22 protein-coding genes are annotated in these 23,406 nt (G+C 62.5%); 7 read left to right on the top strand and 15 right to left on the bottom strand.

Going from position 1 to position 23,406, the window contains the following annotated elements:
* The first annotated feature begins 138 nt into the window (after positions 1-138).
* On the top strand, positions 139-432 hold the full coding sequence (locus ACSVIE_RS10080) for an HPr family phosphocarrier protein (protein WP_426002750.1): 294 nt from the start codon (positions 139-141) through the stop codon (positions 430-432).
* A gap of 76 nt (positions 433-508) precedes the next feature.
* Here ACSVIE_RS10080 and ACSVIE_RS10075 read toward each other — a convergent pair whose 3' ends face one another.
* The 6 genes from ACSVIE_RS10075 to map form a co-directional block, all read right to left on the bottom strand.
* A complete protein-coding gene (locus ACSVIE_RS10075; RefSeq protein ID WP_426002751.1) occupies positions 509-910 on the bottom strand; it encodes a cytochrome c oxidase subunit 4 in 402 nt (133 codons plus the stop codon).
* Entirely contained in the window at positions 907-2,628 is a 1,722-nt protein-coding gene (ctaD, locus tag ACSVIE_RS10070; RefSeq protein WP_426002752.1) for an aa3-type cytochrome oxidase subunit I, read from the bottom strand. Before ctaD ends, ACSVIE_RS10075 begins: the two co-directional genes overlap by 4 nt.
* A 10-nt stretch (positions 2,629-2,638) precedes the next feature.
* Positions 2,639-3,511 (bottom strand): aa3-type cytochrome oxidase subunit II, encoded by an 873-nt coding sequence (gene ctaC, locus ACSVIE_RS10065; RefSeq protein WP_426002753.1) that lies wholly within the window; start codon positions 3,509-3,511, stop codon positions 2,639-2,641.
* A gap of 184 nt (positions 3,512-3,695) precedes the next feature.
* Positions 3,696-4,085: a HesB/IscA family protein gene (locus tag ACSVIE_RS10060; protein WP_347107546.1), complete on the bottom strand. Its 390-nt coding sequence runs from the start codon at positions 4,083-4,085 to the stop codon at positions 3,696-3,698.
* 195 nt (positions 4,086-4,280) lie between these two features.
* Positions 4,281-5,741, bottom strand: coding sequence for a dipeptidase (locus tag ACSVIE_RS10055; protein WP_442423703.1), 1,461 nt, complete (start codon positions 5,739-5,741; stop codon positions 4,281-4,283).
* 67 nt (positions 5,742-5,808) lie between these two features.
* On the bottom strand, positions 5,809-6,579 hold the full coding sequence (gene map, locus ACSVIE_RS10050) for a type I methionyl aminopeptidase (RefSeq protein ID WP_442423702.1): 771 nt from the start codon (positions 6,577-6,579) through the stop codon (positions 5,809-5,811).
* A 67-nt stretch (positions 6,580-6,646) separates the two neighbouring features.
* On the opposite strand from map, the gene ACSVIE_RS10045 reads away from it, so the two are divergent.
* The gene (locus tag ACSVIE_RS10045) at positions 6,647-6,931 is read left to right on the top strand and encodes a helix-turn-helix domain-containing protein (RefSeq protein WP_426002756.1); all 285 of its coding nucleotides are present in this window, start codon (positions 6,647-6,649) and stop codon (positions 6,929-6,931) included.
* A 43-nt stretch (positions 6,932-6,974) separates the two neighbouring features.
* Positions 6,975-7,562, top strand: a complete 588-nt coding sequence (locus ACSVIE_RS10040; protein ID WP_426002758.1) for a DUF3043 domain-containing protein — start codon at positions 6,975-6,977, stop codon at positions 7,560-7,562.
* A 78-nt stretch (positions 7,563-7,640) separates the two neighbouring features.
* Here ACSVIE_RS10040 and ACSVIE_RS10035 read toward each other — a convergent pair whose 3' ends face one another.
* A complete protein-coding gene (locus ACSVIE_RS10035) occupies positions 7,641-8,720 on the bottom strand; it encodes a quinone-dependent dihydroorotate dehydrogenase (RefSeq protein ID WP_426002760.1) in 1,080 nt (359 codons plus the stop codon).
* Between the two features lie 131 nt (positions 8,721-8,851).
* Between ACSVIE_RS10035 and ACSVIE_RS10030 the strand changes: the two genes are divergently transcribed.
* Together ACSVIE_RS10030 and ACSVIE_RS10025 are read left to right on the top strand one after the other, a co-directional pair.
* The gene (locus ACSVIE_RS10030; RefSeq protein WP_442423701.1) at positions 8,852-9,895 is read left to right on the top strand and encodes an alpha/beta hydrolase; all 1,044 of its coding nucleotides are present in this window, start codon (positions 8,852-8,854) and stop codon (positions 9,893-9,895) included.
* Positions 9,879-10,949: an alpha/beta hydrolase gene (locus ACSVIE_RS10025; RefSeq protein ID WP_442423700.1), complete on the top strand. Its 1,071-nt coding sequence runs from the start codon at positions 9,879-9,881 to the stop codon at positions 10,947-10,949. Before ACSVIE_RS10030 ends, ACSVIE_RS10025 begins: the two co-directional genes overlap by 17 nt.
* 14 nt (positions 10,950-10,963) lie before the next feature.
* Here the strand turns inward: ACSVIE_RS10025 and ACSVIE_RS10020 are convergent, their stop codons facing one another.
* The 3 genes from ACSVIE_RS10020 to leuA all read right to left on the bottom strand — a co-directional run bounded on the left by ACSVIE_RS10020 (position 10,964) and on the right by leuA (position 14,372).
* The gene (locus ACSVIE_RS10020) at positions 10,964-11,788 is read right to left on the bottom strand and encodes an isoprenyl transferase (RefSeq protein WP_426002765.1); all 825 of its coding nucleotides are present in this window, start codon (positions 11,786-11,788) and stop codon (positions 10,964-10,966) included.
* 2 nt (positions 11,789-11,790) lie between these two features.
* Positions 11,791-12,561: a DNA repair protein RecO gene (gene recO / locus ACSVIE_RS10015; protein WP_426007539.1), complete on the bottom strand. Its 771-nt coding sequence runs from the start codon at positions 12,559-12,561 to the stop codon at positions 11,791-11,793.
* A 71-nt stretch (positions 12,562-12,632) separates the two neighbouring features.
* A complete protein-coding gene (leuA, locus tag ACSVIE_RS10010; protein WP_442423699.1) occupies positions 12,633-14,372 on the bottom strand; it encodes a 2-isopropylmalate synthase in 1,740 nt (579 codons plus the stop codon).
* Positions 14,373-14,621: 249 nt separating this feature from the next.
* Between leuA and ACSVIE_RS10005 the strand changes: the two genes are divergently transcribed.
* Entirely contained in the window at positions 14,622-16,574 is a 1,953-nt protein-coding gene (locus ACSVIE_RS10005) for a M13 family metallopeptidase (RefSeq protein WP_442423698.1), read from the top strand.
* A gap of 88 nt (positions 16,575-16,662) precedes the next feature.
* Here ACSVIE_RS10005 and ACSVIE_RS10000 read toward each other — a convergent pair whose 3' ends face one another.
* The 5 genes from ACSVIE_RS10000 to ACSVIE_RS09980 form a co-directional block, all read right to left on the bottom strand.
* Positions 16,663-18,144: an LCP family protein gene (locus ACSVIE_RS10000; RefSeq protein ID WP_426002769.1), complete on the bottom strand. Its 1,482-nt coding sequence runs from the start codon at positions 18,142-18,144 to the stop codon at positions 16,663-16,665.
* Positions 18,145-18,338: 194 nt separating this feature from the next.
* Positions 18,339-19,301, bottom strand: a complete 963-nt coding sequence (gene era, locus ACSVIE_RS09995; protein WP_442423697.1) for a GTPase Era — start codon at positions 19,299-19,301, stop codon at positions 18,339-18,341.
* A complete protein-coding gene (locus ACSVIE_RS09990) occupies positions 19,285-20,616 on the bottom strand; it encodes a hemolysin family protein (protein WP_442423696.1) in 1,332 nt (443 codons plus the stop codon). Before ACSVIE_RS09990 ends, era begins: the two co-directional genes overlap by 17 nt.
* Positions 20,613-21,086 (bottom strand): rRNA maturation RNase YbeY, encoded by a 474-nt coding sequence (gene ybeY / locus ACSVIE_RS09985; protein WP_426002774.1) that lies wholly within the window; start codon positions 21,084-21,086, stop codon positions 20,613-20,615. The genes ACSVIE_RS09990 and ybeY overlap by 4 nt, the downstream gene beginning before the upstream one ends.
* A complete protein-coding gene (locus ACSVIE_RS09980) occupies positions 21,083-22,159 on the bottom strand; it encodes a PhoH family protein (protein WP_426002776.1) in 1,077 nt (358 codons plus the stop codon). Before ACSVIE_RS09980 ends, ybeY begins: the two co-directional genes overlap by 4 nt.
* A 362-nt stretch (positions 22,160-22,521) precedes the next feature.
* On the opposite strand from ACSVIE_RS09980, the gene ACSVIE_RS09975 reads away from it, so the two are divergent.
* Positions 22,522-23,394: a GerMN domain-containing protein gene (locus ACSVIE_RS09975; protein WP_442423716.1), complete on the top strand. Its 873-nt coding sequence runs from the start codon at positions 22,522-22,524 to the stop codon at positions 23,392-23,394.
* Positions 23,395-23,406: the final 12 nt, after the last annotated feature.

The following is a 23,406-nucleotide window of genomic DNA, read 5'->3' as shown; positions in this document are numbered from 1 at the left end:
GGTCATACATCAAGATTAGGACAGAGCCGACCGAGGTCTAGACCAGTAGGAGCTGCTATTACGACGGAAGCTTGCAGGCCGCTACGCTTGAAGGGATTAAATCAAGGACGGCTCGACCGTCGTACTAGAGGAGCCGGTTTGCCGGAGTTGAAATCCTTTGTTGCCGCAGACATCGGACTGCATGCCCGAGCTGCGGCAGCCTTCGTCCGCGCAGTCAATGAAGCAGGGTTCGCCGTAACGATCCGGAAAGTGGACGGTGACGCGGTCGATGCAGGATCTCTGCTGGAGGTCATGACCGAAGACTTCGGCCACGGCTGCGGAGTCCTGCTGGAAGTCCCTTTGGAGGCCCTTGAAGAGCATCAAACCATCGAAGAGGCCCAGAGGGTACTCCAGCAGCTTTCAGCCGTTCTGGAAGCCCCTCAGGGGCGCTGAAGCAGCAAGCTGAATCAACAAAAGGGATGGGCCCCACCGAAAGGTGGGGCCCATCCCTTTTGATTTGACGCTGCTGCTAGTGGGCGTGGTCGCCGCGGCTGTATTCGAAAACCCAGCCAACGAGTGCAACCAGGGCCAGGCCACCGGCAACGTAGGTTACCCAGAAACCTACTGCCAGGCCCAGGAAGCCACCGGCGCAGGCAAGGCCGAGAACCAGCGGCCACCAGCTCCAGGGGCTGAAGTGTCCCTGCTCGCCGGCGCCTTCGTGAATCTCAGCGTCGGGACGGTCTTCCGGGCGCATGCCTACGCGCTTCCCGGTGAAGCCAAGGTAGGCACCGATCATGCCTGCGAGTCCACCGACCAGCAGGATGCCCAGGATGCCGACCCATTCAGCCCATTCGGTCAGGAACCCATAGGCGATGGCGACGGGGACGAAGAAGAAGACTCCGGCTCCGAAGAGCCACGATTCGATTTTCACTTGCGGACGTCCTTCTGGTCAGCGTTACCAAGCAGCACTGCTGCCGGGTCCGGGGACTGGGCGGTGTGGACCTGGGCCAGCTCCGGGTGGTGGAGGTCCAGGGCCGGCCGCTCAGAGCGGATACGGGGCAAGGAGGTGAAGTTGTGGCGCGGCGGCGGGCAGGACGTGGCCCACTCCAGCGAGGCACCGAAGCCCCACGGGTCATCCACTTCCACCTTCTTGTTGCTGCGCCACGTGATGTACACGTTCCAGAAGAACGGGAGGAGCGAAGCACCCAGGACGAAGGAGGAGATGGTGGAGAACTGGTTCATCCACGTGAAGTTGTCCTGCGGCATGTAGTCCGCGTAACGGCGGGGCATACCTTCAACGCCCAGCCAGTGCTGGATAAGGAACGTGCCGTGGAAGCCAAGGAAAAGGAGCCAGAAGTGGATCTTGCCCAAGCGCTCGTTCAGCATCTTTCCGGTCCACTTGGGCCACCAGAAGTAGAAGCCGGCGAACATGGCGAAGACAACCGTACCGAACACCACGTAGTGGAAGTGGGCCACAACGAAGTAGGAATCGGAGACGTGGAAGTCAAGCGGCGGGGATGCAAGGATGATGCCTGTGAGGCCACCGAAGAGGAAGGTCACCAGGAAGCCGATGCTCCACAGCATGGGGGTTTCGAAGGTGATCGAACCCTGCCACATGGTGCCGATCCAGTTGAAGAACTTCACGCCGGTCGGAACAGCGATCAGCATGGTCATGAAGGCGAAGAACGGCAGCAGGACAGAGCCCGTGACGTACATGTGGTGTGCCCATACCGTGACGGACAGAGCGGCGATGGCGATCGTTGCGTAGACCAGGCCCTTGTAACCGAAGATCGGCTTGCGGCTGAAGACCGGGAAGATCTCCGAGACAATACCGAAGAACGGCAGCGCGATGATGTAGACCTCGGGGTGGCCGAAGAACCAGAAGAGGTGCTGCCAGAGGACGGCTCCGCCATTTTCGGGATCGAAGATGTGGGCACCAAAGCGGCGGTCCGCACCGAGGGCGAACAGGGCTGCTGCCAGCGGCGGGAAGGCCATCAGAACCAGGATGGCCGTGACCAGCGTGTTCCAGGTGAAGATGGGCATGCGCCACATGGTCATGCCCGGGGCACGCATGCAGATGATCGTGGTGATGAAGTTCACCGCGCCAAGGATGGTGCCAAAGCCGGACAGAGCCAGGCCGAAGACCCAGAGGTCACCGCCAACGCCGGGGCTGAACGTGGTGTTTGACAGCGGTGCGTAGGCGAACCAACCGAACGAAGCAGCACCCTGCGGGGTGATGAAGCCGGAAACGGCGATGGTGGAGCCAAACAGGAAGAACCAGAATGCCAGTGCGTTCAAGCGCGGGAACGCAACGTCAGGGGCGCCGATCTGCAGCGGCATGATGACGTTCGCAAAGCCGGCAAACAACGGCGTTGCGAACATCAGCAGCATCACGGTGCCGTGCATCGTGAACATCTGGTTGTACTGTTCCTTGGTCTGCAGGATCTGCATGCCCGGTTCGAACAGTTCAGCACGGATCAGCAGCGCCATGACGCCGCCAAGGCAGAAGAAAACGAACGACGCAATCAGGTACATGTACCCGATCGTTTTGTGGTCGGTCGAGGTAATCCAGTTGACGACGATGCGCCCCTTGGATTTAGGAACTACGGGAGTCTCGAGGACTCCGGCGGTTTGAGTGTACGTAGCCACGTCGCTTCCCTTACTTGTTTTCGTTCAGGTTCGGGTTGCGGTCATATTCCGCACCGAGCAGGCCCGTGTTGCCTTCCTGGCGCAGCTTGTCCATGTGGGCCTGGAATTCAGACTCGGAGACAACCTTTACGCGGAAAAGCATTTCGGAGTGGTATTCACCGCAGAGTTCAGCACACTTGCCATCGAAGGTGCCTTCCTTGGTGGGCGTGAACCTGATGTAGTTCGTCTTGCCGGGGATCATGTCGCGCTTCTGGAGGAACGCCGGAACCCAGAAAGAGTGGATGACATCGCGGGAGTTGAGCTCAAGGTCAACCGACTTGCCGACAGGCAGGTAAAGGGTGGGGAGCTGCTCAAGGTCGACTTCGGCACCCGTCAGGTGCGCCTGGACGCCGGCCTCGTGGACGTCCTCCGTGATGACGTCGCCCTTCTTGTAGTTGAAGTCCCAGGCCCACTGCTTGCCGCGGACGTCAACAACGACGTCGGCAGGCTGCGATCGGTCATCGATCGCGCGCTGGTCCTGGTCCGTGAAGTAGAAGAACACCAGGACCATGAAGAGCGGAATGGTCAGGTAAAAGACTTCAAGCGGCAGGTTGTAGCTGAGCTGCTTGGGGAAACCCGTGGTGCCCTTGCGGCGGCGGTAGGCAATGATGCACCAGACCAGCAGGCCCCACGTGATGATACCGACTGCCAAGGCGGCGATCCATGAGTTGACCCAGAGGTCCATGATCCGGTCAGTGTGGTTGGTGGTGCCGCGCTCTGTAGGCAGCCAACCCTTCTCTACCTCTGGTGAACATCCGGTCAAAACCAACGCGCCGGCTAGTGCCAAGCCAGTGATCGAGGTGATCTTTTTGCGTCGGCTGCCGGTTCGGTTCTGCGAACTCACAGACGGCCCTTCCTCTTGTTGCTGTCTCCCGGCAGGCCAAAGGCCCACCGGGCACACTAAAAAGTTTTACTACCCGATGTAGAGCTTACCGCTATGAAGCGGTTTTCGCGCACATGTCGGCGCCGTGGCTCGGAATGCGCGGGGACGCACCGTGCCAGGCGCCGACATGAGGCGGAGGCTCCCGTCAGTGGAACGAATCGCCACAGGCGCAGGACCCGCCGGCGTTCGGGTTGTCGATGGTGAAGCCCTGCTTCGAAATGGTGTCCTCGAAGTCAATGCTTGCGCCACTGAGGTACGGGACGCTCATCTTGTCGACAACCACCTCGACGCCGTCGTAGTCACGCACGGCATCTCCGTCCAGCAGGCGCTCGTCAAAGTAGAGCTGGTAGATCAAGCCCGAGCAGCCGCCCGGCTGGACTGCAACGCGCAACCGCAGGTCGGTGCGGCCTTCCTGTTCCAGGAGGCTGCGGACCTTGCCTGCTGCGACGTCGGTCAGGTTGACCTCGTGCGTGGGAAGCTCGTCGCTGGGGGCGAGCTGGGCTCCGGTGCTGTTTTCGTTGGTTGCAGTGCTCATTGGCCTACCTTCTTATGACGCTTTCGGCAGCAGCGCCGGAACGCCGCTTACCCTGACCCAATAACGTACGGGTTATAGCTCCATGCTACGTCGCGCAGACACCCAGCTATAACTCCAGACGTAACCAGTCCCGGCTTTTGATTGTTCCCCGTAGCCGGCGTGCCCGGCAGGACCCTACCCACGGAGCGAAGTGCCTCAGGCTTCCAGTCCGTCGGCGTTGAGCCGGGCCAGCATCAGCGCCTCGGCGAGAACCGCATTCCGGAAATCGCCGATGTGCAGGGATTCGTTGGCGCTGTGGGCCCGTGAGTCCGGGTCTTCCACCCCGGTGACCAAAATACTGACGTCCGGGTAAACCTCGGTCAGGTCCGCGATAAAGGGGATGGACCCACCGATTCCCATCTCCACGGGTTTCACGCCCCATGCCTCTTCCAGCGCCCACAAGGCCACCTTGGCGGCCGCGGACGATGTATCGGTGGAGAAAGCGTCGCCCCGCTCCCCCGGCGTAAACGTTACAGCGGCACCGAAGGGCACGTTGGACTCGACATGCAGCCGCAGGGCCTCCATGGCAGCGTCAGGGTCCTGGCCGGGCGCAAGGCGCATGCTGAATTTGGCCTTGGCAGCAGGAATCAAGGTGTTCGAGGCAACCGCCACCGCAGGAACATCGATGCCAATGATCGAGAGAGCGGGTTTGGTCCAGAGCCTGGAGGCGATGGAACCGCTTCCGGCGAGCTTCACGCCGTCGAGCACTGATGCATCGGCGCGGTATTCCGCCTCGGTGAGGTCGACCGCTACGTCATCCCGGGCAACCAGCCCTGCGACTGCAACGTTGCCGTCGTCGTCGTGCAGGGTGGCAATCAGGCGTGCCAGCACGGTTGGCGCGTCCAGCACGGGACCGCCGAACATGCCTGAATGCACGGCGTGCTCGAGGACCCGGACCTCAAACGTTCCGTCCACCAAGCCACGCAGGCTGGTTGTCAGCGCCGGTACGCCGACTTTCCAGTTGCTGGAGTCGGCCACCACGATGACGTCGGATCGAAGCAGCTCCCGGTGCTCCTCGAGGAAAGCACGGAACGTCGGCGACCCGGCTTCCTCTTCACCCTCGAAGAAGAACGTCACCCCGGTTCCGAACGCATCACCGAAGACTTCAGACACCGCGCCAAACGCAGCCAGGTGGGCCATGATGCCGGCTTTGTCGTCGGCAGCTCCCCTGCCATAGAGACGCCCCTCCCGTTCTTCCGCAACGAACGGCGCCGAATGCCACAGGGAAGCATCTCCCGGGGGCTGGACGTCGTGGTGGGCGTACAGCAGGATGGTCGGCTGCCCTTCCCTGGCGGGACGGCGCGCGACGACGGCAGGTCCACCGGGGGTACCGTCCGCTTTGTTGCACCGCAGGATCCTGACGTCTTCCATACCGCTCTTGCGGGCCAGGGCAGCCACGGCCTCGGCACTACGGTCCAGGTGCGCGGGATCGAAACTGGACCAGGCAATGCCCGGTATGGCCACCAGGTCCTTCAGGGTGGCAAGCGTTGAGTCGAAGGCGCTGTCCACCGCGCGGGCAAGTTCCCCTGCACGCACAGTGTCGTGCAAGGAACCGGCCGGGGTATCGCCTGGATTCTGTTGCTGTGTATGCGGGGTATCCGCATGCTCTGGAGTCATGCCCAAAACTCTACAGCCGGCGCTGCGGTGCGGTATGCCGTGATGGCCTGCGGCCACGTGCAGCCCGCTACTCCGGGAGCGTCAGGACTTCCACCCCGTCGGATGTAATGGCCACGGTGTGCTCGCTGTGCGCCGTCCGGCAGCCGCTCGCACTGCGCAGCGTCCAACCGTCGGGATCGGTCACCAACTGGTCGGTGTCCGCCATCACCCACGGCTCCAGGGCCAGCAGCAGCCCGGGGCGGAGCTTGTAACCACGGCCCGGCCGCCCAAGGTTGGGTACGTGCGGGTCCTGGTGCATGGTGGAACCAATGCCGTGGCCGCCGTATTGGGTATTGACCGAATAGCCTGCCCGGGTAAGGACTGAGCCGATGGCGTAGGAAATGTCGCCAATGCGTGCCCCGGGTCCAGCAGCAGCTATGCCTGCGCGCAGCGCCTCTTCCGTGGCGGCGATCAGGGGATCGCCGTCCGGGGACGCCGGGTCCCCCACCACGAAGCTGATGGCCGAGTCTGCGGCGACTCCTGCCAGGGAGACCGCCAGGTCCAGCGACACGAGGTCACCAGCGGCAAGGGTGTAGTCGTGGGGCAGCCCATGCAGCACTGCGTCGTTCACGGACGTGCAGATGTAGTGCCCAAAGGGCCCCCGCCCAAAAGACGGCGCATAGTCCACATAGCAGGACACGGCACCGGCCTCTTTGATCATGGCCGCCGCCGCGCGGTCAAGGTCCAGCAGATTTGTGCCCGGAGTGCTCTGCTGCTTCAAGGCTTGCAGGATGGCGGCAACCAGGGCTCCCGTCCGCCTGGCCCGGGAAATTTCGGCAGCCGACAGTATTTCAATCATGGATGGCTTCTTCCTCGCTGGCCAATAACTATCCCGGCCATATTATCCCGGTACTATAATTGGGGCCATGGTCAGGTTGCCTTTGACACCGGATGAAGTTGAACGCGGACAACGGCTCGGAGCCCTCCTCCGCAATGCCAGGGCAGGGCGCTCCATGCTCGAAGTCGCACTCGAAGCGAACGTCTCACCGGAAACGCTCCGCAAAATCGAATCGGGCCGGGTGGCAACACCGTCGTTTCCCACGGTCGCGGCCATCGCCGACGTCCTGGGCCTTTCACTGGATGCCGTATGGACAGAGATCAGCCCAGGTCCCGCCGGGCCGCACGCAACGCATGCCCGTCTCGCTTCCTGACCCCGCGTAACCTGCGCCACCCCCTTGCGGGTATTCTGTTGTGGTGTTCGGACGCAAAAAGGAAGAGCCCAGCGCTCAATCAGCAGTAGACCAGCCCCAGGCCACGCAGCCGGTTGTCGGCAAGGGCACTCCCACGCCCAGGCGGAAGGACCAGGAAGCCGCCCGCAAGCGGCCCCTCGTTCCGACAGACCGGAAAGCTTCCAAGGAAGCCGAACGCATTGCCATTCAGGACCAGCGGCAAAAAATGCGCCAGGCCTTGGATACCGGCGACGAGAAGTACCTGCCGCTCAGGGACAAAGGGCCGCAGAAGAGGTTCACCCGGGACTACGTTGACGCCCGCTTCAGCCTCGGCGAATACCTGATGTTCGGCGCCTTGCTCTTCGTCATCATCTCCCTCGTTGTTCCCTCCACCAGCGAACAGATCACCTACGTGCTGGTGGGCTTCTGGATCATGTTCCTGGCAGTGTTCGTGGACGTTTTCATTCTCTCCCGCAAGCTTAAGAAGCGCCTGGGGGAAAAGTTCGGAGAAGTGGAGCGCGGTACGGTCTGGTACGGCTGCATGCGCGCTCTGCAGTTCCGCAAGCTCCGCCTGCCCAAGCCCCAGGTCAAGCGCGGCCAGTACCCTTCGTAGCCCCCAACCGCAAGGTTCCCAAGACCACCAAGAAAGCCCCGGACCTGGCGGTCCGGGGCTTTCTTGGTGGGCCTTAGGTCACGCGGCCCGGTTGCGACGAAGCTTCACCAGGCCCTTGTTGATGCGGGAGGCCCAAAAAGGTCCCTCGTAAAGGAAGGCCGTGTACCCCTGGACGAGCGTGGCGCCGGCATCCAGCCGGTCCTGGACATCGCGGGCAGTTTCAACACCACCTACGGCAATCAGGACCAGCTGGTCGCCAACTGCTGCCCTGAGCTGCTTCAGGACCTCCAGCGAGCGTCGCTTCAGGGGTGCTCCCGAAAGGCCTCCAGCGCCCAGCGATTCAACTTTCCCCTGATCGGAGAGCAGGCCGTCCCTGCTGATGGTTGTATTGGTGGCGATGATGCCGTCAAGCTTCAGGTCCAACGCAAGGCGCGCGACGTCGTCGATGTCCTCATCGCTGAGGTCGGGCGCTATCTTGACCAGGAGGGGCACGTGCCGCCCGGCTGCTTCGTCTGCAGCGTCCCCGACGGCCCGCAGGAGCGGCCGAAGCGTTTCAACGTTCTGGAGCAGCCGCAGACCGGGAGTGTTGGGAGAACTGACGTTGACCACCAGGTAATCCGCCGCGGGAGCGAGATTGCGTGCGCTCACCAGATAGTCCTCCACAGCGTCTTCCAGCTCGACCACCTTGGTCTTGCCGATATTCACTCCGATGACCGGCCGCACTCCCGCGTGCCGCCGCTGCAAAGCGGCCTTCGCCGACTTCAGGCGGGGAGAAACCGCAACTGCGCCGTCGTTATTGAAGCCCATCCGGTTGATGACCGCGCGGTCCTCGATCAGGCGGAACAGGCGTGGCTTTTCGTTGCCCGGCTGGGCCTGACCCGTAATGGTGCCCACCTCAACATGCCCGAACCCCAATTCTGTAAGGGCTTCGATGCCGTGGCCTTCCTTGTCGAAACCGGCAGCCAGGCCAAACGGCGATGGGAAGGTCAGGCCCAATGCTTCGGTCCGCAGCACGGGGCTCGGCGCCGTCAACCTCGCCAGCAGCCGCCCGGCACCGGTACGGTTGGCGGCCCGGATCGCCTGGAAGCCTATCTTGTGTGCTTGCTCGGCATCCATCCACGAGAAAGCCAGTTTGAAAAAGGTGGGGTAAACACGCATGGTCCTAGTTTTCCGGTTCTGCCACTGCTCGCCAAACCGGCGACCTGGCGTGCGGCTATGTGTAGGCCACGGGGAACACCATGATGACAAGGATCAGGTGGGCTGTGGCCGATTATGCCTAAGCTGATGGCATGGAGTGGTCTACTGACATCCTGGGACCCGACTTCCAGTCCTGCAGTATCGAAGCAGCGGGGCGGGACGGTACTGTGCGCCGCGCAACCCTGGTCCGCCACCGTCCGGCCGACACCGATCCGCCAGCAAGTCCGCCAGGTGACTTCCCGGCCGGAAAAGAGCGCTCACGAGGCTCGGTGCTGTTCCTCCACGGCTGGAGCGACTACTTCTTCAACGTGGACCTGGCCAGGTTCTGGACCGCCCGCGGGTACGGCTTTTATGCGCTGGATATGCACAACCACGGACGCAGCCTCACCGACGGGCATCCCGGGGGCTATGTGGCTAACCTGGATGACTACGACGCGGAAATCAGCTGCGCGCTTGAGGCCATGGAGGTGGACCGGCCGGCAGGTGCAGGAACAGGTGCAGCCCTGATGGGGCATTCGACAGGCGGGCTGGTCGCCGCGCTGTGGACCAGCCGGCATCCAGGCCGCGTGAAGCACCTGATCCTGAACAGTCCCTGGCTGGAGATGCACGGCAGTTCCTTGGTCCGCCGCGCCGCCCAGGCCATGGTGGGACCTCTGGCACGGGTGCGCCCCGAGGCGGTCCTTCGCCTGCCTGAGCGCGGCTTCTACTTCCGTTCCATCAGTAACACCGCCGAGGGTGAGTGGCCGCTGGATGAACGATACCGTCCCCCTTTAGCGTTTCCTGTCAGGGCAGGCTGGCTGAGCGCTGTGTTGGCCGGTCACACCCAGGTCGCCCGCGGACTGCGCCTGGAAATCCCCGTGCTCGTCCTGACCTCGTCCACCAGCGCCAACGGCATGGTGTGGCAGGAAGCCATGCGTCGCTCCGATGCCGTCCTGGACGTGGATGTCATTGCACTTCGGGCGATGGCCCTTGGACACAGCGTGACGCTGGAACGCATCGAGGGGGCACTGCATGATGTGTTCCTGTCCGCGCCGGACGTTCGGGCGGAGGCCTATGCACGCCTTTCGCGCTGGATCCGGGGATACATGGATGCGCCGGCGCACGGGGAGAAAGGGACGCATGACCACAACGGATGAATCAGTCAGCTGGCGGCCGGACATCCTGGGACCAGGGTTTGAATGCAGGGACCTGCCGCTGCCACCGGACGACGAGGGGGACGTCAGGGCAACCCTGATCCGCCACGCTCCCCCGCCCGTTCCACCCGCTTCAGCTACCGGGCCGGGCTTTCTTTCCACAGTCTTCCGACGCCGGAACCGCGGTTCAGCGGCGGCTCCGGCAGGACCCCCACGTGTAGTCCTCTACCTGCACGGCTGGGCGGACTACTTCCTGCAGACAGAACTGGCCGAGTACCTCACGTCATCAGGATTCCACTTTTATGCTCTGGACCTGCGGAAATTCGGGCGCAGCCTCAGGCCCGGCCAGACACCCGGATACACCTCCGACCTATCAATCTACGACCAAGACATCGCCGCGGCCCTGGCCGAAACAGGCAAGGACGTCGCGGCCAGGACCGGTAACAGTGCACCAGCCCGTGTGCATATCGTGGCCCATTCCCTCGGGGGTCTTATTGCCTCGCTTTGGGCAGACCGCCATCCCGGTCGCATCGGGACGCTCGTTCTCAACTCCCCTTGGCTGGAACTTCAGGGAAGCAGCCTGGTCCGCAGCATCGCCATGCACCTGGTAGAGCCTTTTGCCCGCACTGACCCGAAGCGGCCTTTCCGGTTCCCGGAGATGCCCGCTTACTGGGAAAGCGTCAGCAGTGAAGCGCACGGGGAATGGTTCCTGGACCCGTCGTGGCGGCCGCGCGCCTCTTTCCCTGTCCGCGCAGGCTGGACCAAAGCCGTGCTGGCCGGGCATGCTTCAGTGGAGCGCAAGCTCACCATCGATGCGCCCGTCCTGGTCCTGTTGTCCGGCCGCACCCGGATTCAGGCCGAATGGACGGAAGATCTCATGCGGGCGGACGCCGTGATCGATGTCGAAGAAACGGCCAGGCGCGCCTTGGGCTTGGGCCGGCGGACGGCAGTCTTCCGATATCCGGGTGCCCTGCACGATATTTTTCTGTCCCGGCGGACGATCAGGGAGCAGGCATACCGGGACGTTGCTGCGTGGTTGGCTGCCTATCCCGATTGAATGGCACAGGCGTGCTACGTCCCTGCAGGCGCGGCGTCCACGGCTCCACCGTAGCGTCTGTCCCGCTTGGCATAGATTTCCACAGCCTCCCAGAGGGTGCGGCGGTCGACATCCGGCCACAGGGTGTCCATGAAAACGAACTCCGCATACGCTGACTGCCACAGGAGGAAGTTGGAGAGCCGTTGTTCGCCGGAGCTCCGGAGGAAGAGGTCCACGTCTGGCAAATCGGGCTCGTCCAGATACTTCTGGATGGTCTTTTCCGTTACAGAGCCGGGCTTCAGCCGGCCGGCAGCGACGTCTTGCGCAATGGCCGACACAGCGTCGGCCAGCTCGGCCCGGCCACCGTAATTAACACACATGGTCAACGTGCAGGTGTCATTGGCGCGTGTGTAGTCTTCGGCTTCTTCCAGCTCTTTGATTACCGACCCCCAGAGGCGGGGTCTGCGCCCTGCCCAGCGGATGCGGACACCCCATTCGTCAAGCTGGTTCCGCTGGCGACGCAGCACATCTTTGTTAAATCCCATGAGGAACCGGACTTCCTCGGGAGACCGCCGCCAGTTCTCCGTGGAGAACGCATAAACGCTCACGTACTTTATCCCGAGCTCAATGGCACCGGCCATGACGTCAAGGAGCGCGGGTTCTCCGGCCTTGTGTCCTTCAATGCGCGGCAGTCCCCGCTGGTTTGCCCAACGGCCATTGCCGTCCATCACGATCGCCACGTGGCGGGGAATCAATTCACTGGGGATGCTGGGGGGCACTGCTCCGGACGAATGGGGATAAGGTGCCTGTACCGGCGCTGTCCTTGCCGGGGGTGTCTTGCTCTTCTTTCCTAGTGCCACAGTCAGCTTCGCTCCACGTGTTTGAGTGATTTCAAGGCCCGTTCAAGATGCCACTGCAGGTAGCTGGCCACCAAACCTGCAGCCTCCCGGCGATGCCGGGAATCGGACACATCCGCAACGGCCCAGTTTCCCGTGAGGAGCGCGGCCAGCAGCACGACCGTCTCCGCTGCAGGCGCCGGCGACCCCGGGGGCCGGCAGTCACCACAAACCATCCCTCCGAGGGGAGCAGCAAATGCGGTGTGCGGTCCGGGTGTGCCGCACCTGGCACAGTCCGTGAAGCTCGGCGCCCATCCTCCTGTGGCTAACGCCCTCAGCAGGTAGGAATCGAGGATAAGTTCCGGTGGATGCTCCGACCTGCTGAGCGCAGCCAAAGCGCCAACGAGCAGGTTGTACTGGGCTGTCCCCGATTCGGCGTCGGCGTCGGTGAGTTTCTCTGCAGTTTCCGTCATGGCAGCTGCCACGGTGAACCGTCCGTAATCGGAAGCGATGCTGCTGCCGTATGCCCCTTTGGCGACGGCCTGCGTCACGATGTCCAGCGTGCGGCCTGACACCAACTGCAGGTCCGCAACCATGAACGGTTCCAGCCGGGCTCCAAAGCGGCTGCTTGTACGCCGTACGCCCTTGGCTACGGCCCGCACCTGGCCATGGTGCTTGGTCAACAGCGTAATGATCCGGTCAGCTTCACCCAGCTTGTGGGTACGGAGCACCACGGCGTCATCCCGGTAGGAGCGGGCTGCAAAAGACGATGGGTTGGCCACACCTAATCTTCGCATCAAGTTGACGCCATGCATGGACAGCGCGCTGCGTGTGGTGGCCCACCGGGGGCCACCACACGCAACAGCAGTTACGCCTGGGCGTCCCGAACGGCGCGGTTGACTGCCGAGATCAGGGCCTTGAGCGAGGCAGTGGTGGTGCTGGGGTCTATTCCGACACCCCAGAGGACACGTTCGCCCACGGCGCACTCCACGTAGGCGGCTGCACTGGCGCTGCCGCCTTCAGAGAGAGCGTGTTCGCTGTAGTCCAGGACACGCACGTCCACACCGTCGTGGTGCAGGATGTCCAGCAGGGCCGCAATGGGTCCGTTGCCATGCCCGGTCCGGCGCACCTCGGTACCGTCAATGCGAAGGTTCGCGTTCATGGCCATGGCACCGGTTTCATCGGTCTCCGTGCTGACACTGCCCAGCGAATACCGGCCCCACTGGGCCTGTTCCTCGTCCGAGGGCAGGTATTCGTCCTGGAAGATCTGCCACAGCTGGGAACCGCTGACCTCGCCGCCCACCGCATCTGTCCTGCGCTGGATGACCCCGGAGAACTCGATCTGCGCACGGCGCGGCAGATCCAGGTTGTGCTCGTTCTTCAGCAGATACGCGACGCCGCCCTTGCCCGACTGGGAATTCACACGGATTACAGCCTCGTAGCTGCGGCCGAGGTCCTTCGGGTCGATGGGCAGATAGGGAACCTGCCACGTGAAGTCCTGGACGGGAACCCCGGCAGCGGCGGCATCCTTCTCCAGTGCCTCGAAGCCCTTCTTGATGGCATCCTGGTGCGAACCGGAGAAAGCCGTGAAAACGAGGTCCCCACCATAGGGAGCACGCTCGGGGACTGGCAGCTGGTTGCAGTATTCGACCGTGCGGCGTACTTCGTCGATGTCCGAGAAGTCGATCATCGGGTCGATGCCCTGCACAAACATGTTCAGGCCCAGCGTGACCAGGTCCACGTTGCCCGTCCGCTCACCGTTGCCGAACAGGCAGCCCTCGATGCGGTCCGCCCCTGCCAGGTAGCCCAGTTCAGCTGCCGCAACACCCGTGCCACGGTCATTGTGGGGGTGCAGGGAGATGATGATGCCTTCACGCGGGTGCAGGTTCCTGTGCATCCACTCAATGGAGTCCGCGTATACATTCGGCGTTGCCATCTCCACGGTCGCCGGCAGGTTGATGATGACCTGCTTGTCCGCGGATGCTTCGAAAACGTCCGCGATTGCATTGCAGACACGGGCTGCGTACTCGAGCTCGGTTCCCGTGAAGGATTCCGGCGAGTATTCGTACGTGATGTGCGTGTCCGTCAGGGTCTCTTCGTACTTCTTGCACAACCGTGCTCCCTGCAGGGCAATATCCAGGATTCCGTCCTCGTCCTGGTTAAAGACCACCCGGCGCTGCAACACGGAAGTGGAGTTGTACAGATGCACGATCGCCTGCTTGGCACCAACCAGGGACTCGTACGTCCGCTCGATGAGGTGCTCGCGCGCCTGCGTCAGCACCTGGATGGTGACGTCGTCCGGAATATGCCCGCCTTCAATCAGTTGGCGGACAAAATCGAAGTCGGTCTGCGAGGCCGAGGGGAACCCGACTTCGATTTCCTTAAAGCCCATTTTCACGAGCAGCTGGAACATCTTCAGCTTGCGGGCCGGGCTCATGGGATCGATGAGCGCCTGGTTGCCGTCGCGCAGGTCCACCGCGCACCAGCGGGGAGCCTTGGTGATGACTTTGTCCGGCCAGGTCCGGTCCGGGACCTCAACGGTGATCTGGTCCTGGAAAGGCAGGTACCGGTGGATCGGCATACCGGAGGGCTTTTGTGCATTGCGCATGTCGTGTGGCCTTTTCTCTAAGTAATCAGTGAAAGCTTAGCCGGGCACAACGAAACTCCGCGGCGAGGGTGGCCCAGCGTCAGATAGCTTTCAGGCCTCGCCGCGGCAGCTAAGAAGAAGCATTCCCGCACGCACAGATTCACCCTAGCACGGTGCGTATGATGACAGTGCAACACCATATGCAACGTCCACTATGCAGACGCCGCGACGGTGGCAACGCCGGCGGCAGCGTCCACCCAAGGAGCCACATTGCCAGAGTCGGGGATCACACTTTCCAACATCGATCACAGCGTCAGGCCGCAGGACGACCTCTACCAGCACGTCAACGGGGCCTGGCTGAACAGCACCACCATCCCTGACGACCGGCCGCTGGAAGGTACCTTCACCGCATTGCGCGACGAGGCCGAACTTGCGGTCAGGGCCATCATTGAGGAAGCCGCTGCCAAGGGACAGGACGCCTCCGGCGTCGAACAGCAGGTGGGCGGGCTGTACGCCAGCTTCATGGACGAAGCCGCTGCCGAAACCAAGGGCCTTGATCCGATCCGTGGCCGCCTGGAGGAGATCAAAGCCACCTCGTCCGTGACGGAGTTCGCCTCACTCATGGGGCGGCTGTTCCGCTCGGACGTGTCCGGCTTGTTCTCCATCTACCCTGCCCCTGATGCAGGCAACCCGGAACGGGTCCTCCTCTACATTGGCCAGGGCGGGCTGGGGCTTCCCGACGAGTCGTACTACCGTGAAGAAAAGTTCGCGCCCATTGTGGCAGCCTACGGCGGATACATCACCAAGCTCTTCGACCTGGCCGGAATTCCCGACGCCGATGCCGCCTCCGGGCGTATTGTCGCCTTGGAGACCGCACTGGCTTCCCACCACTGGGACAAGGTCACGCTCCGCGACCCGCAGAAGACGTACAACCTTAAGAGCGCGGAAGAAGCAAAGGCACTCTTCCCGCTCCTGGAAACGTGGTTTGCAGCAGCGCGGGTCGAAGCATCCAAGCGAAGCGAACTCGTAGTCAGCACTCCGGATTTCTTTACCGGCGCCACAGCCCTGCTCGAATCGGAAAGCCTGGAAACCTGGAAAGAGTGGCTTACGCTCCGCGTCCTGAACTCGGCTGCGCCCTACCTGTCCTCTGACTTCGTGGACACCAACTTCGAATTCTACGGAACCACCCTAAGCGGCACGCCCCGTAACAAGGAACGCTGGAAGCGTGGCGTCGCCGTCGTCGAAGCCGCCTTGGGCGAGGCCGTTGGGCAGATCTACGTGGAACGCCACTTCCCGGCCGGCCACAAGGCACGGATGCAGACACTGGTGGCCAATCTGATCGAGGCTTACCGCCAAAGCATCACCTCCCTTGAGTGGATGGGGGAAGAAACAAAGGCCGAAGCCCTCAAGAAGCTTGAAGCATTCCGCCCCAAGATCGGTTTCCCGGAAAAGTGGATCGACTACTCGGGCGTGAAGATCGATCCCCAGGATCTCCTGGGCAACGTCGAACGGGCCCACGATGCCGACGTTGAACGGCATTTGGATGAAGTGGGCAAGCCGGTCGATCTCGACAAGTGGCTCATGACGCCCCAGACGGTCAACGCCTACTACCATCCGATGCTCAATGAGATCGTTTTCCCGGCTGCCATCCTGCAGCCACCGTTCTTTACTGCCGACGCCGACGACGCCGTCAACTACGGCGGCATCGGTGCTGTGATTGGCCATGAGATCGGCCACGGTTTTGATGACCAGGGCTCACAGTTCGACGGCAGTGGAGCGCTTCGGAACTGGTGGACCGAGGAAGACCGCACTGCCTTCGAAGCACGCACTGCAAAGCTGGTGGAACAGTACGACGCGTTGTCTCCGTACGCTGCGCCAGACCACAAGGTCAACGGCAAGCTCACCCTCGGTGAGAACATCGGCGATCTCGGCGGCCTGACCATTGCGTACAAGGCGTACCAGCTCAGCCTGGACGGCAAAGAACCGGAAGTGATCGATGGTTTCACCGGGGAGCAGCGTTTCTTCATGTCTTGGGCCGCTGGCTGGCGTCAGGTGATCCGGACGGAGGAAGCCATCCGCCGTTTGGCCACGGACCCCCACTCCCCCAATGAATTCCGGACCAACGCAATAGCGAGGAACCTGGACGCCTTCCACCAGGCTTTTGACGTGCGCGAGGGAGATGGCATGTGGATGGACCACGGCGAACGGGTCAGCATCTGGTAACCCTGGGCAGCAAAAAGGGCCGGGAGCCTGTGAAGTGTTCACAGGTTCCCGGCCCTTTGTGGTTTCTACAGGTATGGAACCGGACTCGCTACTGCGTGATGTACAACGGATTCACCTGTTGACACACGGCGTCGTTGGCGGTCTGGTTGACGACATCCGGGGGAACCGAGGTAGCTCCGTAGGCCGTGCCGGAAGCAAAATCCGTACCTACATAGAGCTGCACACCCGAGACCCCGGCCGCCTGCTGAACCTGGGCTGCCGGAATCCCGAACAGGGTGGCTACGTCTGTAGCTACGTCGGCAAACCCTGGCCCGTAGTAGACGGCTGTTTGTTCCACGGGATTGGCGAGGTAGGAAACGGCCTGCGAGAAGCCGTTGCCCGTCAGTACGGACAGGATCTCCTGCGCCCGGGTGCCCACTCCGCTGCCGTCGGCAACGGCTACGGGCTGGATGGCCTTGTTGTAGGCGGGAGCTGCGGGGGCCGCAGGGGTGGCCGGCGCTTCGGTCCCGGCACCCGGAGCGGGTTCGGACGCGGTAGGGCTGGACGTCGCACCTGGATTCGTCAGGTCGAGGTCGGCCCGCAAGGCTGCAAACAACTGCGATGCCTGCGGTTCCACCAGTTCCAGGCGGTTGGGGTCCAGGGCGGCTGCCTGCGTGGGAACAGAAACGAACGCAACCTTGGACACATCGATGTCCTTGAGTCGACCGCCGATGGTCAACAACGTGGGGACGGATGCGAGGCCTTCGTCGACAGTAAGGTTCTGGGTAATGACGTCCGCGATCTGCAGCAGGCGTTGCGGATTGCCCAGGGTGCCCTCGGACTTTAGTTTGCGCGTAAGGGAGGACAGGAACGCCTGCTGGCCCTTAATGCGGCCAAGGTCGCCGCCATCCCCGAAGGCGTGTCGCGTCCGCAGGAACGCCAAAGCTTGCTCGCCTTCGACCTGCGAGTTGCCTTTCGCCAAACGCAGTCCCGAGTCGGGGTCGAACACCGGGTCGCTGACGCAGACGTCCACGCCGCCCACGGCCATGGACAATTCCTTGACCGCATTGAAATCAGCCATCATGAAGTGGTCGATTTCCAACCCCGTCAGCTTGTTGACAGTGTCAACAGCGCAGCCGATGCCGGCTTCGGCCATGGCTGCGTTGATCATCACACCGCTCCTGGCGGGAAACGACTGGTTGTTGGTGTGGTCGGTGCACTCGGGCACGTCCACCAGAAGGTCCCGGGGGAAACTCATGACGCTCACGCGCTTGTTGTCCGCTGAGATGTCCAGCAGCATCATGACATCCGAGTGTCCGTATCCCGTTGAGTCTTCGACGCTGCCGTACTGGGCATTCTTGCCGTCGCGGGTATCCGAACCGAGGATGAGGATCTGGAGGCGGTCGGACTTGTCGTTAACCACGGCATCGCCGGTATCCCTGGTTTCACCGGCGCTCAGGGGTGCCTTGGTGATGTTGCTTTGGAGCCTGATGTACCAAAACGCAGCAAACGCGACACCTGCGACCAAGGCCACCGACACGACACCGGTCACGATCTTCAACCACAGGGGAAGCCCCTTGGGCGCATTCATATGGCGTGGGGTGTTCAGAGCCTCCCCGCCATGGCGCGCCGCATCGGAAGCGGTGCCGGGGCCCTCTGGGCGGGCGTCACGACGTCGCACTATTCGGTTACCTTTCCTCAAACACGTGGATCTCCGCAATCATAGTGGCCGATTCTGGGAAGTTCCTTATCGACCCCCCAGCCACGCCGTTGTGGAGATACCGGTCAGAAGCCGAGCTTGACCAGCTGTTTGGGATCCCGTTGCCAGTCCTTGGCCACCTTGACGTGCAGATCAAGGTAGATCCGCGTTCCAAGCAGGGTCTCGATGCCCTTGCGGGCATTCGTGCCGACTTCCCTGAGCCGGCTGCCGCCCTTGCCGATGATGATTGCTTTTTGCGAGGGACGCTCAACATAGAGATTGACCCGGACATCGAGCAGCGGATTGTCCTCCGTGCGCCCTTCCCTGGGCACGATTTCCTCAACCACAACGGCCAATGAATGGGGCAGCTCATCGCGGACGCCTTCCAGTGCCGCCTCCCGGATCAGTTCGGCGATCATCACCGCCTCGGGTTCATCCGTCAGCTCGCCGTCGGGGTACAAAGGTGGCGACGGCGGCATGTGCTTAATGAGGACATCGGCCACCGTGCCCACCTGGAAGCCATCTGCCGCCGAAACCGGGACAATGTCGGCCCACCCCTGGCCCCCGAGGACCTCGCGGCCCAGTTCTGCAACGGCCAGCAGTTGTTCGGTCAGGGCCTGCCGGTCCACCAGGTCTGTCTTGGTGACGATTGCCACGATCGGCTTCTTCCCGACGGCGGCGAGCTGGGCTGCGATGTACTTGTCGCCCGGACCAATTTTCTCGTTGGCCGGTAGACAGAACCCGATGGCGTCAACCTCGGCGAGGGTGTCAGCCACCAACTCGTTAAGCCTCTTGCCCAGCAGGGTCCTCGGCCGGTGCAGCCCCGGAGTGTCAACCAGGATCAACTGCGCGTCCTCGCGGTGGACTATCCCGCGGATGGTGTGGCGCGTGGTCTGCGGCTTTGCGGAGGTGATGGCAACTTTTTGTCCAACCAACGCGTTGGTCAAAGTCGACTTGCCCGCATTGGGACGCCCCACCAAAACCGAGAATCCGGCGTGGAAGCCACCGTAAGGCTCTTCGGCGCCGTGCGTCTTATTTTGCTTGCTCACGTGGAACTCCCTGTTGCGTTGTATCGGCCTCATCGAAGAGGTCCTCAAAGTCAGTGTCTTCCTTTGGCATGGCCGCCGCAATGATGTGGCTGACCCTGTTGCGCCGGCCTTCCAGGCGGTCGGCCCGAAGGCTGATGCCGTGCACCTCGACGGTGCTGCCAACGATGGGGACCTGCCCCAGGGCCTTCGCCAGCAGGCCACCTACCGAGTCGACCTCGTCGTCATCAAGGTCCATGTCAAAGAGTTCCCCGAGGTCGTCGATGCTCATCCGGGCACTGACGCGGAAGCTTCCGTCGCCCAGGTCAACAGCCTCTTCGGCGGCGGCGTCGTATTCATCGACAATCTCACCCACGATTTCCTCAATGAGGTCCTCCAGGGTTACCAGGCCGGCAGTTCCGCCATATTCGTCGATAACGATGGCCACATGGGTGGACTCCTGCTGGAGCTCCTTCAGAAGATCGCTGACAGGCTTGGACTCGGGAACGTAGCGTACTTCCCTTGCCAGCGAATCGACGTCGTGTGGCGGGAGCCCGGGTTCGGTGCGGTGCATGGCCGCAGCTACATCCTTGAGGTAGAGGATGCCGCGGATCTGGTCAGTGTTCTCTCCGATGACCGGGATACGTGAGTACCCTGAGCGCAGGAAAAGTGCCATCGCGGCTTCCAGGTCCGAGCCCGTGGAAATGCTGACGATGTCCGTGCGGGGAACCATGACGGAGCGGACCAGCGTGTCGCCAAAGTCAAAGACGGACTGGATAAGCTCGGCTTCGTTGTCTTCGATCATGTCTGATTCCGCGGCACGGTCGACGAACTCGCGGAATTCCTCTTCGCTGACGAACGCATCGTCACCGGCCGGGGCACCCGGTGCCACCGCAGTTCCCAGGGCAACCAGCCAGCCGGGAATGGGACCCAGAACCCAGCAGAGGAACCTGATCAAAGGAGCGGTGAACCTCACCACCGGACCGGAGTGCGTCCTGCCCAGTTGCCGGGGCGAAACACCGACGAGGACGAAGCCGATGACTGCCATGATGCCTGTGGCTGCGAGCCCTGTGAGCCACACATTGTCCAGCAGGCTGTGAAGGACCAGCGCCACAGCAACAGCGGCAGCCATCTCGAACCACACCCGCCAAAACCGCAGCGCCCGCGTGTGCGCTACAGGGTCCTTCAGGATGCTTGCAAGGGCCCTTCCCTTGCTGCGGAGGACGGATTGCTCGGCCTCGTGCCGCGGCAGGAAATTGAAGGCTGCCTCGGCGGCAGTCAACAGGGCGACAAAGCTGAGGAAAACCAGAGCCATGCCGACCAGGATCAATAAGGTCACTGCATGGTCTCCATGGGGGCGTCCTTGCCGAGGAACCCGGAGAGAAGCTCGCGCTGCAGCCCGAACATCTCTTCCTTTTCTTCGGGCTCGGCGTGGTCAAACCCCAGCAGGTGGAGGATGCCGTGCGTCGTCAGCAGGAGCATCTCCTCCTGGGTGGGATGACCGGCATTGCGGGCCTGGACCTCTGCCACCTGGGGGCAGATGGCGATGTCTCCGAGCATGCCCTGCGGGGCAGGCTTGTCCGGCGTTCCGGGGGTCAGCTCATCCATGGGCACGGAGAGGACATCCGTGGCGCCGGGTTCGTCCATGAGTTCGATGTGCAGCTTCTCCATGGCCGGCTCATCCACCAGGAGAATCGACAGCTCCGCCTGGGGATGGATGTAGAGGCGTTCGAAGATGTAGCGGGACAGCGTCACAAGCTGCTCTTCATCCACTGCCACACCGGACTCGTTGTTGACCTCAATGCTCATTTTCGTTCTCCACGTTTGTGATGGGCGTCCCCCGAACGGTGGGCGTCGTCCCACGTGCTGTAGGCGGACACGATGTCTGCCACGAGCCGGTGGCGGACAACGTCCGAAGCTTCGAGGATCGAGAAGTTGATGCCGTCGATGCCCTTGAGGATTTCACGGACGATCCGGAGGCCCGAGGTCGCGCCGAAAGGCAGGTCTACCTGCGTGACGTCCCCGGTGACCACCATCTTGGAACCGAATCCCAGGCGGGTCAGGAACATCTTCATCTGTTCCGGGGTTGTGTTCTGGGCCTCGTCGAGGATGATGAAGGCGTCGTTCAACGTGCGTCCGCGCATGTACGCCAGCGGTGCAACTTCGATTGTTCCGGCGGCCATGAGGCGCGGTATGGACTCAGGGTCCATCATGTCGTGCAATGCGTCGTACAGGGGACGCAGGTACGGATCGATTTTGTCGCTGAGGGTTCCGGGCAGGAAGCCCAGCCGCTCCCCTGCCTCAACAGCGGGACGGGTGAGGATGATGCGGTTGACTTCCTTCAATTGCAGGGCCTGCACGGCTTTGGCCATGGCCAGGTAGGTCTTGCCGGTACCGGCCGGACCGATTCCGAAAATCACTGTGTTGTCATCGATGGCATCGACGTAGTTCTTCTGGTTCAACGTCTTGGGGCGGATGGTCCGGCCCCTGCTGGAGAGGATGTTGTGGGTCAGAACATCCACGGGGTTCTGGGCCGACTGCGACCGCAGCAGGGACACGAGCTGCTGCAAGACGTCAGGGGTGACTACGGTGCCTTTGGCGACCAGTCCGCGGACTTCCTCCAGAAGCCGCATGATCCTGGGGATAACGGTCGTAGGGCCCGTCATGGACAGCTCGTTGCCGCGGACGTGGAAGCTGACATCCGGGAACTGCTCCTCGATGTATCGCAAGGCCTCGTCGTGGCTGCCCAGCGAGTGAACCATCTGATCGGAGTTGTCGAACGTGACGATTTCCGTGCGCGTACCCGGTAAGGTGTGCGGGAACTCTGTGGAGGCCGGGTTCCCGTTGCCGGTCCGCTGCCGCCCATTCAGGGATTCACTCATAGTGGTGGCCGTGTGGCCTGTTCTCCTCGGGTTGGTTCTCAGTTGCCTTCAATCCTACGCCAGCCCGCCCTTCGGCGGACGCCTTCTGTCGCCCCGGCCGGGCAGGCAGGCGCCCTGCGACATTTTGTCTCAACTCGGCATCGGGCCGGTATCAATACTGTTTCAGTTGCGGCGCATGCCCGGAAATCCCCGGTGACCGCCGCCGCCGATGTGCCAAGCTGGCATGGCGGCAGAAACAACGCCACGTGAAAAACTTCCGGCGGACACCGCCGAAACCAAGGCAAGGACCCCCCATCAAGCAGCCGGCACACACCCAGCATGGCGCACCACAACGGAGGAAATCCGTGGTGGCCGCGCCGGCAATGCTTGCTGTCCTCCTGTTGACGGGCTGCATCGCCAACGGTGGTTCCACTCCGGAGTCCACCAGCCCCCCGGCGGCCAGTCTCCAGGAGGCCCCGGCCAGCAATGCACCGCTGGAAACAACCCAGGCTTCCACCAAGATTCCCGTGTACTGGATCGGTCGCAGCAAGGACGAGGTGTACCTCTACCGCGAGTTCCGGGACATTTCGGGTGATGGGAACCCCGTGACCACAGCCCTGCGGATCATGATGGCCGACAAGCCGCTGGACCACGACTTCTTCACGCCGTGGCAGGAGCCCGGCAGTTTGGCCACCTCGATTTCCGGCAAGAACGTCATCACGGTTGACGTTTCCCGTGATGCCTTCAACTCCAACCTCGACGCCGGCATGGCGCAGCGGGCAATCCAGCAGCTCGTCTATACGGCTACCGCGGCTGCTTCGTCGTCGGGACTGATCAATTCCGGGCAGCAGATCCAGGTAGTCATCCTGGTGGACGGACATACGGATTTCATGGCCTTCGGCCAGGTCCGCCTCGGCCAGCCCATGTCCCGGGATGCCTCCTTGGTGGCCCCCCTGTGGATTATCGATCCCCAGGAAGACAACGCCCTTCCGCCCGGAGCCGTCAAGTTCAATGGACGCACCACCAACAGCTCACTGCCCGTGGCCTGGCAGATTCTGCAGGACAATGGCAACGGGGACCGGGCCAACCTGCTGACCGGCCAGACGAAAGCTTCCGGCGAGGCCGGGCAACTCGGCGTCTTCTCCTTCAGCGCCACGCTGAAGCCCGGGAAGTACGAGGTTCGTGTTTCGCAGGTGGACGCATCCGGCCAAACCGATGAAAGCACCACCGATACCCGGCTGTTCCGCGTCCAATAACCCTGCCGGGCG

This window comes from Paenarthrobacter sp. NCHU4564, assembly GCF_052156435.1.
GTDB lineage: Bacteria > Actinomycetota > Actinomycetes > Actinomycetales > Micrococcaceae > Arthrobacter.
The sequence above is the reverse complement of the archived record's forward strand: the minus strand, read 5'-3'. Positions and strand labels throughout refer to the sequence as shown.